Origin of the sequence: Streptomyces sp. F63 (assembly GCF_018070345.1) — a bacterium.
GTDB lineage: Bacteria > Actinomycetota > Actinomycetes > Streptomycetales > Streptomycetaceae > Streptomyces.
Genome location: NZ_JAGPXX010000003.1, coordinates 271503 through 285821, shown reverse-complemented (window position 1 = coordinate 285821; position 14319 = coordinate 271503). Strand labels below are relative to the sequence as shown.

11 protein-coding genes are annotated in these 14319 nt (G+C 73.8%); 10 read left to right on the top strand and 1 reads right to left on the bottom strand.

Annotated elements, in window-relative coordinates; all coding sequences use genetic code 11:
* The first annotated feature begins 10 nt into the window (after positions 1-10).
* Both KBZ10_RS05310 and KBZ10_RS05305 read left to right on the top strand, forming a co-directional pair.
* Complete coding sequence (locus KBZ10_RS05310) at positions 11-619, top strand: RNA polymerase sigma factor (protein WP_210986301.1); 609 nt, start codon at positions 11-13, stop codon at positions 617-619.
* Entirely contained in the window at positions 616-1899 is a 1284-nt protein-coding gene (locus tag KBZ10_RS05305) for a zf-HC2 domain-containing protein (protein ID WP_210986300.1), read from the top strand. Before KBZ10_RS05310 ends, KBZ10_RS05305 begins: the two co-directional genes overlap by 4 nt.
* Before the next feature lie 50 nt (positions 1900-1949).
* On the opposite strand, the gene KBZ10_RS05300 is transcribed toward KBZ10_RS05305, so the two are convergent.
* Complete coding sequence (locus tag KBZ10_RS05300; RefSeq protein ID WP_210986299.1) at positions 1950-3155, bottom strand: RNA-guided endonuclease TnpB family protein; 1206 nt, start codon at positions 3153-3155, stop codon at positions 1950-1952.
* A gap of 273 nt (positions 3156-3428) precedes the next feature.
* Here KBZ10_RS05300 and KBZ10_RS05295 point away from each other — a divergent pair, with 273 nt between their 5' ends.
* The 8 genes from KBZ10_RS05295 to KBZ10_RS05260 all read left to right on the top strand — a co-directional run bounded on the left by KBZ10_RS05295 (position 3429) and on the right by KBZ10_RS05260 (position 14318).
* Positions 3429-4196: an ATP-binding cassette domain-containing protein gene (locus tag KBZ10_RS05295; protein WP_210986443.1), complete on the top strand. Its 768-nt coding sequence runs from the start codon at positions 3429-3431 to the stop codon at positions 4194-4196.
* Positions 4193-5539 carry a hypothetical protein gene (locus KBZ10_RS05290; protein WP_210986298.1) on the top strand — a complete coding sequence of 449 codons (1347 nt, stop codon included), beginning with the start codon at positions 4193-4195 and terminating at the stop codon, positions 5537-5539. The genes KBZ10_RS05295 and KBZ10_RS05290 overlap by 4 nt, the downstream gene beginning before the upstream one ends.
* 159 nt (positions 5540-5698) lie before the next feature.
* Positions 5699-6493 carry a spermidine synthase gene (locus KBZ10_RS05285; RefSeq protein ID WP_247701824.1) on the top strand — a complete coding sequence of 265 codons (795 nt, stop codon included), beginning with the start codon at positions 5699-5701 and terminating at the stop codon, positions 6491-6493.
* Between the two features lie 92 nt (positions 6494-6585).
* Positions 6586-7335 carry a response regulator transcription factor gene (locus KBZ10_RS05280; RefSeq protein WP_210986296.1) on the top strand — a complete coding sequence of 250 codons (750 nt, stop codon included), beginning with the start codon at positions 6586-6588 and terminating at the stop codon, positions 7333-7335.
* On the top strand, positions 7332-8456 hold the full coding sequence (locus KBZ10_RS05275; protein WP_210986295.1) for an ATP-binding protein: 1125 nt from the start codon (positions 7332-7334) through the stop codon (positions 8454-8456). The genes KBZ10_RS05280 and KBZ10_RS05275 overlap by 4 nt, the downstream gene beginning before the upstream one ends.
* 296 nt (positions 8457-8752) lie before the next feature.
* A complete protein-coding gene (locus KBZ10_RS05270; protein ID WP_210986294.1) occupies positions 8753-12571 on the top strand; it encodes a multifunctional oxoglutarate decarboxylase/oxoglutarate dehydrogenase thiamine pyrophosphate-binding subunit/dihydrolipoyllysine-residue succinyltransferase subunit in 3819 nt (1272 codons plus the stop codon).
* A 400-nt stretch (positions 12572-12971) separates the two neighbouring features.
* Positions 12972-13151 (top strand): DUF6104 family protein, encoded by a 180-nt coding sequence (locus tag KBZ10_RS05265; protein ID WP_019710098.1) that lies wholly within the window; start codon positions 12972-12974, stop codon positions 13149-13151.
* Positions 13152-13307: 156 nt separating this feature from the next.
* Complete coding sequence (locus KBZ10_RS05260; RefSeq protein ID WP_210986293.1) at positions 13308-14318, top strand: DUF4097 family beta strand repeat-containing protein; 1011 nt, start codon at positions 13308-13310, stop codon at positions 14316-14318.
* Position 14319: the final 1 nt, after the last annotated feature.

Sequence of the window (14319 nt, the reverse complement as noted above, 5' to 3'; positions counted from 1 at the left end):
TAGAGGTGGTGTGAGACCGTTCCGCCCCGTGGGGACCGACCCGAGCGACGCCGAACTGCTGCGCGCGGTCTCGGCCGGAGACGCCCAGGCACTCGCCGAGCTGTACGACCGCCACGCCGGCTGGCTGCACACCCGGCTGGCGCGGCGCTGCGCCGACCCCGAGACCGTCCGCGAAGTCCTGCAGGACACCTTCGTCACCGTCTGGCGGTCCGCCGCCGCCCACCGGGGCGGGGAGGCCGGCGGCTGGCTCTGGGTGATCGCCGCCCGCCGGCTGGTGGACGCCCGGCGCGCGCAGGCGCGCACCGCCGAGGTCCAGGAGGCGCACGCGCGGCAGGAGTGCGGCGACGCCCGCGCCGTCGCGCCCTCGGCCGAGGAACGGGTGCTGTCCGGGTTGGAGTTCGGGGACCTGGGCACCGCCTTCGACGGGCTCTCCCCCGAACTGCGGGCCGTCCTCCGCGCCACCGTGGTGGACGGGCTGTCCACGCGCCAGGCGGCCGGCCTGCTCGGCATCCCGGAGGGCACCGTCAAGACCCGGGCCCTGCGCGCGCGCCGCGAACTGCGGAAGACCCTCTCCCGGCTCGGCGTCCACTCCCCCGATTCCGTAGGAGGTGCCGTATGAGCCGCGACGCGGGCAGGCATGTGACACCGGGCCGCGCGTCCGCGTACGCCGACGGAACGCTGCCCGAGCCGCAGGCGTGGGCGCTGGAATCGCATGTGGAGAGCTGCGTCCCCTGCGCGCGACTGGTCTCCGCGGCGGCCCGCTCGGGCTCCGCCGGCCCGGTGCTCCGGGAGGTGCGGGCGGAGGTGCTGGCGGAGGTCCTCGCCGCCGCGCCGGAGGAAGCCGGGGGCCCTGCCCCGGCGACGGCCGGGGGCACGTCCGCCGTGGACTCGCCCGGCCCGCAGGCACGGGCCGCCCGCCGCCACGCCCCCGCACCGGGGGGTGCGGCAGTGGTCCGTCCGACCGGGGGGCCGGACGGACCGCTGCCGGGCCCGGCGGCTCCCGGACCCGCGATCCCGCGGGCCGCTGCCGCCACGGCCGGTCCCGGGGCGGCCGGTCCCGGGGCGGCCGGTTCCGGGGCGGCCGGTTCCGGGGCGGACCGGCACGGGCGACCGGGCCGGGAGGAGCGGACCGGTCCGGTACGGCCGTCGCGGCCGTCTCACCCCCGTCCGCCGGCCCGGCACCGCCTGTTCCGGCCGCGGCCCCCGGTCCGCGACGGAGGCCCGCCCCGACGGGGCCCGTCGCTCGCCGCCCGGCTCGCGTGGTCGGCCCGGTCCGCGGGGCCCGCCCTCGGACGCTCCTGGCTGCTGTCGCTGGTCCTGGTCACGGCCGCCGCCGTGCTGCTGGCACGCGCGTCCGGCACCGCGGCCGCCCGGCCGCTGCTGCTGGCGGTCGCGCCCCTGCTGCCGGTCGCCGGGGTCGCCGCGTCGTACGGCCGCCACTCCGATCCGCTGTACGAGGCCGTCGCCGCGACCCCCGCAGCCGGGATACGGCTGCTGCTGGTGCGCACCGGCTGGGTGCTGGCGGTGTGCGTGCCCCTGCTCACCGCCGCCGGGCTGCTGATGCCCGCGCCGGACGGCGGACCGGGCGCCCACGCCTGGCTGCTCCCCGGGCTCGCGCTCACCCTGCTGACCCTGCTGGCCGCCTCCGGCGTGGGCTGCCTGCGCGCCGCCGCCGGCACCGGCACCGGCTGGCTGCTGCTCCTCGCCGCCACCGGCGCCGCGGCCGACGCCGGCGGGGCGGGCCCGGCCGGCCCGGCCGACCCGGCCGCACTGCTGACCGCGTCCCTCGGCGCCCTCTCGGGCACGCCGGCACAGGGCGCCTGGGCGGGCACCGCCGTCCTGTGCGGCGGGCTCCTCGTCCTGCGCCGCACCTCCTTCGACCGTCTGGAGCGACTTTGACTTCTCCCCCTCGTAAACGAGGGGGATTCCTAGCTCACTTCGCCTGACCGTCAGCGACGGGCAGGGCTTACAAGATCAGCACTAGCCGGGTTGAGACCAGCCCGGACGAGCATCACGCGGGCGGAGTTCTTGTCCCTGGGCGAGACGGTTCCGCACGCGGTGCACGTATACGTTCTTTCGGAGAGGGGGATGCGGTGCTTGGCTCTCGCCCCGCAGTGCGCGCAGTCCATCGTGGTGTGCGCGGGGTTGACCAGGTGCAGGGCGCGGCCGTGCTTGCGGGCCATCTCGACCAGTGCGGTCTTGGTGGCGCCGATGGCGGCGTCGGCCGCCTTGCGGGCCATGGTGGACTTGGCGAGGAACTTCGGCCGGAAGTCCTCCACCGCCAGGACGTCGAAGTCACGGACGACGGATTTGGCCCACTTGCGGCCGGTGTCGGTCCGCTGCCGTGTGATCTTCTTCGACACCTTCGCCGCCGCCCGGCGCGCCTTCTTGTAGCCCTTGGTGTCAGGCCGGTTCTTCGGAGTGCGGCGCCGGGCCATCATCCGCTGATAGTGCGCGAGCTTCTGGGCGGCCGTCTTGCCGTGCTGGGCGTGCGGCAGGTCGTGGGCATCGGAGGTCGTGGTCGCGGTCTCCTTCACGCCCCAGTCGATGCCGATGACCGCGCCGGTCTCCGGCAGCGGCTCGGTCACCGTGGCCACGACGAAGCCGGCGTACCAGTGTCCGAGACTGTCCCGGTACACGCGCACCGAGGACGGCGGCTTGGGCAGCTCCCGCGACCACACCACCGTCAGCACAATCCCGCCGGCCAGGTGCAGCCGCCCGTCGCGGATCCGGAAACCACGGGTCGTGTAGTTCAGCGACGGCGCGGCCTCGCGCTTCCGCTTGATGCGGGGCATCCCTGCCCGCTGCCGCATCGCAAGCTTCGCCTTGATGTCCCTGAGGGCCTTGGCGCGGGACTTGGCGAAGTCCCGGATGGTCTGCTGCTGCGGAACCGAGGCACCTTCGCGCAGCCAGGTCATCGACTGGCGGGCATCGGTCAGCATCTTGTCGAGCTGCGCCGGACCACACGTCGCGTTCTCGCCAGTCGCTTTGTTGTGCTTGTGGACCCTGCGCGACATCGCCACGCACTCGTTCCACACCCAGCGGCAGCGCGCCCACTCGTCTTCGAGCTGGGCGAGCACGCCGGACGACACACGGAGCCGGAAGGTGTACCGGGCATGACCGGCCCCCTGCGCGGCTATCGGTGTCGTCGTCATGATCCGCAACCTAACACCCCCCACTGACAACGGAAGAGAGCGCAGGTCAGAACAGATGCGCAGCGAACTCCGGCGCTCCGCGCCTCCGCGCCAAGGACCCATTCCTCCCCGCCCTGAAGGACGGGGCCTCCTGGGAGAAGTCTGGTGAACCCCTCATCCGCCCCGGTGCCCGACCCGACGGGGCGGGGCCCGGCCGACCGGGAACCCGCCCCGGAGCCCCGTAACCCCGACCGGGGCCTGACCGTCCGGGGCCTGACCGTCCGCCACCGCCGCATGACCGCCCTGGACGGGGTGGACCTCGATCTCGGCACGGGCGTGCACGGCCTGCTCGGACCGAACGGGGCGGGCAAGACCTCGCTGCTGCGGGTGCTCGCCACCGTCGCCCGCCCGGCCGCCGGGGAAGTCCGCCTGCTGGGCCTCGCCCCGGGGACACACCGCGAACGGACGGAGATCCGCCGCCGACTGGGCTACCTGCCACAGGAGTTCGGCTACTACCCGTCCTTCACGGTGCGCGACACGCTGGGCTACTTCGCCTGGCTGAAGGAGCTGCCCGGCGGGAAGGCGCCCGCCGCGGTCGAACAGGCGGCCGAACGCGTCGGGCTCGGGCCCTCCCTCGACCGGCGACTGGGCACCCTCTCCGGCGGCGCGGTCCGCCGGGTCGGCATCGCCCAGGCCGTCCTCGGCGGACCGGAACTGCTGCTTCTCGACGAACCGACGGCCGGTCTGGACCCGGAGCGCCGGGTGGAGTTCCGGGGCCTCCTGCGCGAACTGGGCCGTGACACAACCGTGCTGGTCTCCACACATCTCGTCGAGGACGTCGGCTCGGCCTGCGCGGACGTGACGCTGCTGGAGTCCGGCCGCGTCGCGTTCCGGGGCACGCCGGACGAGCTGGCCGCGTGCGCGGAGACGGACGCCGACGCGCCCGGCGACAACCCACTGGAACGCGGCTACACCAGCGCACTGCGGCGCCACCGGCGCGAGCGCGGGCGCGGTACGGACACCCACGACGCGCGGGCCACGCGGAAGGCGGCGCTCCGATGACTCCCACACCCCTCATGACGGACGGCGCCCCGGAGACGGCGGCCCCCGCGAAGCCGGGCGGCGGCCCCGTGCGGACCTCCCCCGCGCTCGCCGTCCTCCGCATCGAGAGCCTGCGCGGCACCGCGCCGTGGACCTTCGCCATCTGCCTCGCGACCCTGCTCATCGCCGTGTTCGGCGGACGCGACCCGTACCAGGCGGACTGGCCTGCCATGGCCCAGCACGCACACGCGCTGCAGATTCTGCTGGGCCCCCTGGTGGCGGGCGCCGCCTGCTGGGAGGCCGGACGTGAGCGGCGCCGGCACACGGCCGAGTGGGCCCGCGCGACACCCCGGCCGACGCTGCACCGGCTGACCGCCGGCCTGTTCCCGGTGTGGCTGGCGGCCGTGGCCGCCTATCTCGTCACCTGGGCGGTCCTGACCGCGCTCACCTGGCCGAACGCCTCCGCGTACGGGCATCCGCTGCTCGGCCCCGTGCTCGTGGACCTGGCCGCGGTGGCAGCCTTCGCCGCGGGCGGGCATCTCCTCGGCCGGTACGTCCCGTGGTGGCCCGTGGCGCCGCTGGCCGCTCTTTCCGGCTACGCCGCCCTGGTCCTGTGGAACGTACCGGCGAGCAGTGGCCTCGCACAGCTGATCCCCGCCGCGTTCGACATCCGGGAGGGGTCGGAACCGGCCCTGTGGGCGAGCGCCGCGCACACGGCCTGGTTCGCCGGGCTGGCGGCGGCCATGCTGCTGGCCGCCGGGGCCCGCCGAAAGTGGCTGGCGGCGCTGCCGCTGGCGGTGGCGGTCGCCGGGGCGGTGCCCCTGGTCCAGCAGCCCGGCGCGGTGTGGGTGTACGACCGGGCCGCCGCCGAGTTCGTCTGCGAGGGGGAGCGCCCGCAGATCTGTATGCGCCGGGCGCACGAGGGCATGCGCGAGCGGGTGGCCGACCCCGTCCGCTGGGCGTACGGCCTGACCGCGGGGGCGCCGGGCGCGCCCGCACGGTTCGAGGAGAGAGCGCCAGCGCCGGGCGGCCGTTCCGCCGCCGGTCCGGACGCCGTGGAGGTCCGCATCGTCCACCGCGGCGACCTCGGAAGCGACCGGCGGCTCGACTACTTCCAGCGCGACGCCGTCCTCCAGTCCCTGCTCGCCTGGGACTGCCGGAGCGAGCGCATCCGCCCCGAGTGGTCCCACGAGGTGCTGCTGTGGGCGCACGGCCAGTGGCCCGGCGCCATGGACGACCGCCTGCTCGACACCCCCGTGGTGAAGGCCCTGGACACCATGAGCCGCGCGGAGCGCGCGGCCTGGTTCGCCGACTGGTTCGCCGCCGCCCGGGCCTGCGACCCGGACCGCGTCACCCGCCCGTAGCGGCCAGGGGAAAACCCGGGCGGGCCGGCCGGCGTGGTCACTACCCTGGGCGGCGCCTCCCGCCGGCCCGCCCGGCGCGCCGCGCGGGGAGCGCCACCCGCCGCCCGCCCGCGGCCCCGGCCCCCGGCCCGGGGCGCTCCGAGAAGGACCCGTCCGCCCATGCAGCCCGTGCCGTCCCCGTCGTCCCCCTCCGTCCCGTCCCCGTCGGGCCCCTCTCCGGCCGTCTCCCCGCACCCGGGGCCCGGCGCGGGAAACGCGGGATACGGGGCCGGTGACCCGGCCGGGGAGCCCGTGGTCGTCGACCGGCGGAGCGGCCCGTACGGCGAGGTCGTACTGCGGCGGCGCGGTGAGCGGTACGAGATCATCGCCAACGGCTGCTTCCTCATGGACACCTCCGACGGCCGCTCCGAACGCCTGCTCGTCGACGCGGTCCTGGCGGCGCTCCCCGCGGACCGGCCCCGCCCGTCGGTGCTGATCGGCGGTCTCGGGGTCGGCTTCTCCCTGGCGCGGGCCGCCGCCGAGCCGCGCTGGGGGCGGATCGCCGTCGTGGAGCGGGAGGAGGCGGTGATCGACTGGCACCGCTCCGGCCCGCTGGCGGCGGTGTCCGGCCCGGCGCTCGCCGACCCGCGGACGGAGATCGTCCACGCCGATCTCGTCCGCCTCCTGCGGACCGCACCGCGCGGGGAGACCTACGACGCGCTCTGCCTGGACATCGACAACGGGCCCGGCTGGACCGTCACCGAGGACAACGACCGCCTCTACACCCCCGAGGGCCTGGCCGCCTGCCGCCGCCGGCTGGCCCCCGGCGGCGTGCTCGCCGTCTGGTCCGCCCAGCCCTCCGCCGCTTTCGAACAAGCCTTGTGGAACGCCGGGTTCGTGCAGGTACGGACGGAAGAAATCCCCGTTGCCCGGGGCGTACCGGACGCCGTGCACCTCGCCATCGGTCCTGCGTAGCCGCGCCCCTCGCCCTGCCTTTACGCTGCTAGCCAGCACGCGCCGCGGCAGACACGGGGCACCAGGCACGGGGACAGCAGGGGCAGACCGACATGGATCAGACACAGAACGGCGCGGGCGGCACCGCGGGCGCCACCACCGGCAATCAGCGCCGCGTCCTCGTCGTCGAGGACGACACGACCATATTGGACGCGATCTCCGTGCGGCTGCGCGCCGAGGGCTTCCAGGTGCAGACCGCCCACGACGGCCCGTCCGCCGTCGAGACCGCGCAGACGTGGCAGCCCGACCTGCTCGTCCTCGACGTCATGCTGCCCGGCTTCGACGGGCTGGAGGTCTGCCGCCGGGTCCAGGCCCAGCGCCCGGTCCCGGTGCTGATGCTGACCGCGCGCGACGACGAGACCGACATGCTCGTGGGCCTCGGTGTCGGCGCCGACGACTACATGACCAAGCCCTTCTCGATGCGCGAGCTGGCGGCCCGGGTACACGTCCTGCTGCGCCGCGTGGAACGGGCGGCGCTCGCCGCGCACACGCCGCGCAGCGGCATCCTGCGCCTCGGCGAGCTGGAGATCGACAACGCGCAGCGGCGGGTGCGGGTGCACGGCGAGGACGTCCACCTCACCCCGACGGAGTTCGACCTGCTGGTGTGCCTGGCCGCCACCCCCCGCGCGGTGCTCTCCCGGGAGCAGCTGCTGGCCGAGGTGTGGGACTGGGCGGACGCCTCCGGCACGCGCACCGTGGACAGCCACATCAAGGCCCTGCGCCGCAAGATCGGCGCGGAGCGCATCCGTACGGTCCACGGCGTCGGCTACGCGCTCGAGACCCCGGCCGCCCCCGCTCCGTGAACCACCGCCCCGCCGAGCCGGCGAAGCCGGGCCTGTGGGCGCGCTTCTGGGAGAGCCTGCGGCCGCTGGACCCGTACCGTTCGGTGAAGGCGGCGCTCGGCGCGCTGGTCATTGGCTCGGTGACGATCACCACACTGCTGGTGGTGATGGCCCTCAACACGGCCACCGAGCTGCGCATCGTCACCATCTTCTCGATCATCGCCACCATGCTGATCACCCAGTTCGTGGCGCACGGGCTGACCGCCCCGCTGGACGAGATGAAAACCGTCGCCCGCGCCATGGCCAACGGCGACTACAGCCGCCGGGTCCGCGAGCACCGCCGCGACGAACTCGGTGAGCTGGCGCGGACGTTCAACCACATGGCGGCCGACCTGGAGGCCGTGGACCGGCACCGCAAGGAGCTCGTGGCGAACGTCTCGCACGAGCTGCGCACGCCCATCGCGGGCCTGCGGGCGGTGCTGGAGAACGTGGTGGACGGCGTCTCGGAGGCCGATCCGGAGACCATGCGGATGGCCCTCGGGCAGACCGAGCGGCTCGGCCGGCTGGTGGAGACGCTGCTCGACCTGTCGCGCATCGACAACGGTGTGGTCCCGCTGCACGCCCGGCGCTTCGAGGTCTGGCCGTATCTCTCCGGGATCATCAAGGAGGCCGGCATGACCAACGCGGCGCGCGGCCGGGCCGCCACCACGGGTGTGCCGGGCCGGGCGGACGTCCATCTCCATCTGGACGTCTCACCGCCGGAGCTGACCGCCTACGCGGACGCCGAGCGGCTGCACCAGGTGGTGGCGAACCTCGTCGACAACGCGGTCAAGCACAGCCCCCCGCAGGGCCGGGTGACGCTGTACGCGCGGCGCGGCGAGGGGCCGGGGAGCGTGGTGCTGGAGGTGCTGGACGAGGGGCCGGGCATCCCGGAGCCGGAGCGGGCCCGGATCTTCGAGCGCTTCAACCGCGGCCGCGTCTCCACTCCGCACGGTCCCGGCAGTGACGGCGGCACGGGTCTCGGGCTGGCCATCGCCCGCTGGGCGGTGGATCTCCACGGCGGCTCGATCGGTGTGGCCGAGTCGTCCCGCGGCTGCCGCATAAAGGTCACTCTGCCGGGCAGCCGCCAAGCGCAGGGTTGACGTAGGGTGCGAAAGCGGAAGCGCCCGTTCGGAGGGGAGGCCCCGGCATCCCCGCCCGCGGTGCGCCACCGGAGGGTTGCGGCAGCCGGAGGCCGTCGCCGCCCGGCGGTGATCCCCGGTATCCGGCGCGGAGCCGAAACTCCGGGATTTTCCCGCCGCGCGCTGCCCCGAAACCAGTCGGCCAGTGTGACTTGCGCGACGACTGACCAGCCCGGCCTGCACCGGACGCGGTAAGAGGCGTAGCCTTTATTTCCGCTGTCCACCACCTTAGGAAGCGGAAGAGGGCGGTAGCCGCCGTGTCGCCACAGTCCCCCAACACTTCGAGCGTCTCGACCGACCAGGACGGACGGGGTAACAACCCCGCAGCCGCCTTCGGTCCCAACGAGTGGCTCGTCGACGAGATCTACCAGCAGTACCTCCAGGACCCGAACTCGGTCGACCGAGCCTGGTGGGACTTCTTCGCCGACTACAAGCCGGGTGCGGACACCGGGTCGGCAGCAGCCGCCCCGGACCAGGCCGCCCCCGCGCCGAACGGAAAGGCGGCCACCCCGTCTCCGTCCGCACCGGCACCCGCACAGGCCGCCGCGCCCGCCGCCCGGCCGGAGCCGGCCGCGAAGCCCGCCGAGCCGAAGCCGGCCCCGGCCCCCGCGGCGAAGGCCCCGGCCCGCCCGGCCGCCAAGCCCGCCGCGGCGCCCGGGCGGAAGGCGCCGGCCAAGGCCGCGGCCGAGCCCGCCGCGGCGCCCGCCGAGGGGCCGGAGTACGTCACGCTGCGCGGCCCGTCGGCCGCCGTGGCGAAGAACATGAACGCCTCGCTGGAACTGCCGACGGCCACCTCCGTCCGCGCGGTCCCGGTGAAGCTGCTGTTCGACAACCGCATCGTCATCAACAACCACCTGAAGCGCGCCCGGGGCGGGAAGGTCTCCTTCACGCACCTCATCGGCTACGCCATGGTGCAGGCGCTCAAGGCCATGCCCTCGATGAACCACTCGTTCACCGAGAAGGACGGCAAGCCGACGCTGGTCAAGCCGGACCACGTCAACCTGGGCCTGGCCATCGACCTGGTGAAGCCGAACGGCGACCGCCAGCTCGTCGTCGCGGCGATCAAGAAGGCCGAGACGCTCAGCTTCTTCGAGTTCTGGCAGGCGTACGAGGACATCGTCCGCCGCGCCCGCGCGAACAAGCTGACGATGGAGGACTTCACCGGGGTCACCGCCTCCCTCACCAACCCCGGCGGCATCGGCACCGTGCACTCCGTGCCGCGCCTGATGCCCGGGCAGGGCCTGATCCTCGGCGTGGGCGCCATGGAGTACCCGGCGGAGTTCCAGGGCACCTCGCAGGACACCCTGAACAAGCTCGGCATCTCCAAGGTCATGACGCTCACGAGCACCTATGACCACCGCGTGATCCAGGGCGCCGCCTCCGGCGAGTTCCTGCGGATCATGAGCCAGCTGCTGCTCGGCGAGAACGACTTCTACGACGAGGTCTTCAAGTCGCTGCGCATCCCCTACGAGCCGGTCCGCTGGCTCCGCGACATCGACGTCTCCCACGACGACGACGTCACCAAGGCCGCCCGGGTCTTCGACCTGATCCACGCCTACCGGGTCCGCGGCCACGTCATGGCCGACACCGACCCGCTGGAGTACCAGCAGCGCAAGCACCCCGACCTCGACATCATCGAGCACGGCCTCACCCTGTGGGACCTGGAGCGCGAGTTCGCCGTCGGCGGCTTCGCGGGCCGCTCGATGATGAAGCTCCGCGACATCCTGGGCGTGCTCCGGGACTCGTACTGCCGCACCACCGGCATCGAGTTCATGCACATCCAGGACCCGAAGGAGCGCAAGTGGATCCAGGACCGCGTGGAGCGCGGCCAGGCCCACCCGGAGCGCGAGGAGCAGCTGCGCATCCTGCGCCGGCTCAACGCCGCCGAGGCGTTCGAGACGTTCCTGCAGACCAAGTACGTCGGCCAGAAGCGCTTCTCGCTGGAGGGCGGCGAGTCCGTCATCCCGCTGCTGGACGCGGTCCTCGACTCGGCCGCCGAGTCGCGGCTGGACGAGGTCGTCATCGGCATGGCCCACCGCGGCCGGCTGAACGTCCTGGCCAACATCGTCGGCAAGTCCTACGCGCAGATCTTCCGGGAGTTCGAGGGCAACCTCGACCCGAAGTCGATGCACGGCTCCGGTGACGTGAAGTACCACCTGGGCGCCGAGGGCACCTTCACCGGCCTGGACGGCGAGCAGATCACGGTCTCGCTCACCGCCAACCCCTCCCACCTGGAGGCCGTCGACCCGGTCGTCGAGGGCGTCGCCCGCGCCAAGCAGGACATCATCGGCAAGGGCGGCACGGACTTCACCGTCCTCCCCGTCCAACTGCACGGCGACGCGGCCTTCGCGGGCCAGGGCGTGGTGGCGGAGACGCTCAACATGTCGCAGCTCCGCGGCTACCGCACCGGCGGCACCATCCACGTCGTCATCAACAACCAGGTCGGCTTCACCGCCGCGCCGGAGTCGGCCCGCTCCTCCATGTACGCCACCGACGTGGCCCGCATGATCGAGGCGCCGATCTTCCATGTGAACGGTGACGACCCGGAGGCCGTGGTCCGGGTGGCGCGGCTCGCCTTCGAGTTCCGCCAGGCGTTCAACAAGGACGTCGTCATCGACCTGATCTGCTACCGGCGCCGGGGCCACAACGAGTCCGACAACCCGGGCTTCACCCAGCCGCTGATGTACGACCTGATCGACAAGAAGCGCTCGGTGCGCAAGCTCTACACCGAGTCGCTGATCGGCCGGGGCGACATCACCGTCGAGGAGGCCGAGCAGGCCCTCCAGGACTACCAGGGCCAGCTGGAGAAGGTCTTCACCGAGGTCCGCGACGCCACCGCGGCGCCGATGGCCCCCGAGGTCCCGGAGCCGCAGTCGGAGTTCCCGGTGAAGGTCGACACCGCCATCTCGCGCGAGGTGGTCAAGCGCATCGCCGAGTCGCAGACCAACATCCCCGACCGGATCACCGTCCACCCCCGGCTGCTCCCGCAGCTCCAGCGCCGCGCGACGCAGGTCGAGGACGGCACGATCGACTGGGGCATGGGCGAGACCCTCGCCATCGGCTCGCTGCTGATGGAGGGCACCCCGGTCCGCCTCGCGGGCCAGGACTCCCGCCGCGGCACCTTCGGCCAGCGGCACGCGGTCCTCGTCGACCGCGAGACCGGCGACGACTACACCCCGCTGCTCTACCTGTCGGAGGACCAGGCCCGCTTCAACGTCTACGACTCGCTGCTCAGCGAGTACGCGGCGATGGGCTTCGAGTACGGCTACTCGCTGGCCCGCCCGAACGCCCTGGTGATGTGGGAGGCGCAGTTCGGCGACTTCGTCAACGGCGCGCAGACCATCGTCGACGAGTTCATCTCCTCGGCGGAGCAGAAGTGGGGCCAGACCTCCGGCGTCACCCTGCTGCTGCCGCACGGCTACGAGGGCCAGGGCCCGGACCACTCCTCGGCCCGGATCGAGCGCTTCCTCCAGCTCTGCGCGCAGAACAGCATGACGGTCGCCATGCCCACCCTGCCGTCGAACTACTTCCACCTGCTGCGCTGGCAGGTGCACAACCCGCACCACAAGCCGCTGATCGTCTTCACCCCGAAGTCGATGCTCCGGCTCAAGGCGGCCGCGTCGAAGACGGAGGAGTTCACCACCGGCGGCTTCCGACCGGTGATCGGCGACGACACGGTGGACCCGGCGGCCGTCCGCAAGGTCGTCTTCTGCTCGGGCAAGGTCTACTACGACCTGCTGGCCGAGCGGGAGAAGCGCGGTGCCCACGACACCGCCCTGGTCCGGCTGGAGCGGCTGTACCCGCTGCCCGGCAAGGAGCTCCAGGCGGAGCTCTCCCGCTACACCGGCACCGAGAAGTACATCTGGGCGCAGGAGGAGCCGGCGAACCAGGGCGCGTGGCCCTTCATCGCGCTCAACCTGATCGACCACCTGGACCTCTCGGTCGGTGCGGGTCTCCCGCCCGCCGAGCGGCTGCGCCGGGTCTCCCGGCCGCACTCCTCCTCCCCGGCGGTCGGCTCGGCCAAGCGCCACCAGGCGGAGCAGCAGCAGCTCGTCAACGAGGTGTTCGACGCCTGACCGCGCGCGTCCCGGGGCCTCGTACCGCGCCGGGACGACCGGGCACGGCGCACGGGCCGGGCCCCCGCCCTCGCGGCGGGGGCCCGGCCCTTCTCCGCACCGGCCCTTCTCCGCACCGGCCCTTCTCCGTACCGGCCCTTCTCCGTACCGGCCCGTGCGCCCCTGCCGGCCGGCGGCGCCTCCACGACCACCCGCGGCTGCGCAAGCCGGCCGGCGGGCCGGGGCGGCGCCCGGGCTCGGGCCCGCACCCGGACGGGGCCTCTCCGGCGGCGCCCCGCGTCACAGCCCCGGCCCGTCACGGCCCCCGCCCCGGGAGCGGCAGGGCCCCGGAGGGCGCCCGTCCGGGCAGGAATATCCTGGCCCCGCCCCATTCCCACCGATCGTCCTGGCGGAGCGCACGTTGTATTTCACCGACCGCGGTATCGAGGAGCTGGAGAACCGGCGCGGCGAGGAGGAGGTCCCGCTGTCCTGGGTGGCCGAGCGGCTCCGTGAGTTCGTCGACCTCAACCCGGACTTCGAGGTGCCGGTGGACCGCCTGGCCACCTGGCTGGCCCGCCTCGACGACGAGGACGACGAGTAGCCGCACCCGCACCCGCACCCGGGCCCGCGCACGCGGCACCGCGACCGCCCCGGCCGGCTACGCCTGTTGACTTCCCCCATCCACGATATATCGTGTCTTCGTAGACGCGATATGTTGCGTGCTGCCGTCCGCCCGGAGGAAGGTCAGGTCAGGCCCATGCCAGCCCGGTCCCAGTGGTCCGTCACCGAGGCGCGCAAGTTCGTCCTCGACGCACCCGTCACCGCCGTCCATGTCCGCGTGGTCGGCGGCAACGTCAACATCGTCGGCACGGACGGCTCCGGCCCCGCCCGGCTCCACATCGACGAGCTGCACGGGCCGCCGCTCACCGTCGTCCACGAGGACTCCACCCTGACCATCGCCTACGACGACCTGCCCTGGCAGGGCTTCCTCCAGTGGCTCGACCGCAAGGGCCGGAACCGGCAGGCCACCGTCTCGGTGACCGTCCCGGCCGGCACCCGGGTCAAGGTCGGGACGGTCGGCGCCGGCACCGTCGTCTCCGGGGTCTCCGGCGGTACGGACCTCCGGGGCGTCTCCGGGGACAGCACCCTCGCCGGGCTGAGCGGCCCGGTCCGCGCCGAGACCGTCTCCGGCCGGGTCGAAGCGCAGGCCGTCACCGGTGACCTGCGCTTCAACTCGGTCTCCGGTGACCTCACCGTCATCGAGGGCTCCGGCCGCTCCGTACGCGCCGACACGGTCAGCGGCACCATGGTCATCGACCTCGCCACCGCGAGCCGGGACACCGACGTCCGGCTGAGCACCATCTCCGGCGAGGTCGCCGTCCGGCTCCCGCGCGGTGCCGACACCAGGATCGACGCGCACACCGCGAGCGGAGCCGTCTCCTGCGCCTTCGACGGTCTCGACATCGCCGACCACTGGGGCGCCAAGAAGATCAGAGGCCGGCTCGGCGACGGGGGCGGCAGGCTCAAGGCCACCAGCGTCTCCGGCGCCATAGCACTGCTCCGCCGCCCGCCCGGAGCGGACGAGGAGCCCGTCCCGGCCGGGGTGCGACCGCCCCGCCGGGACCCGGGAGCCGGCCCCCGCGGCGGCCCGGGGAACGCCGCCGGCGCGCCCTCGGACGCGCCGGGGACCGGACCCGGTCCGGACGGCACGGACGGCACGAACACCGCGCAGACCGCGCACACCGCGGACGACAAGAAGGTGCTCTGAC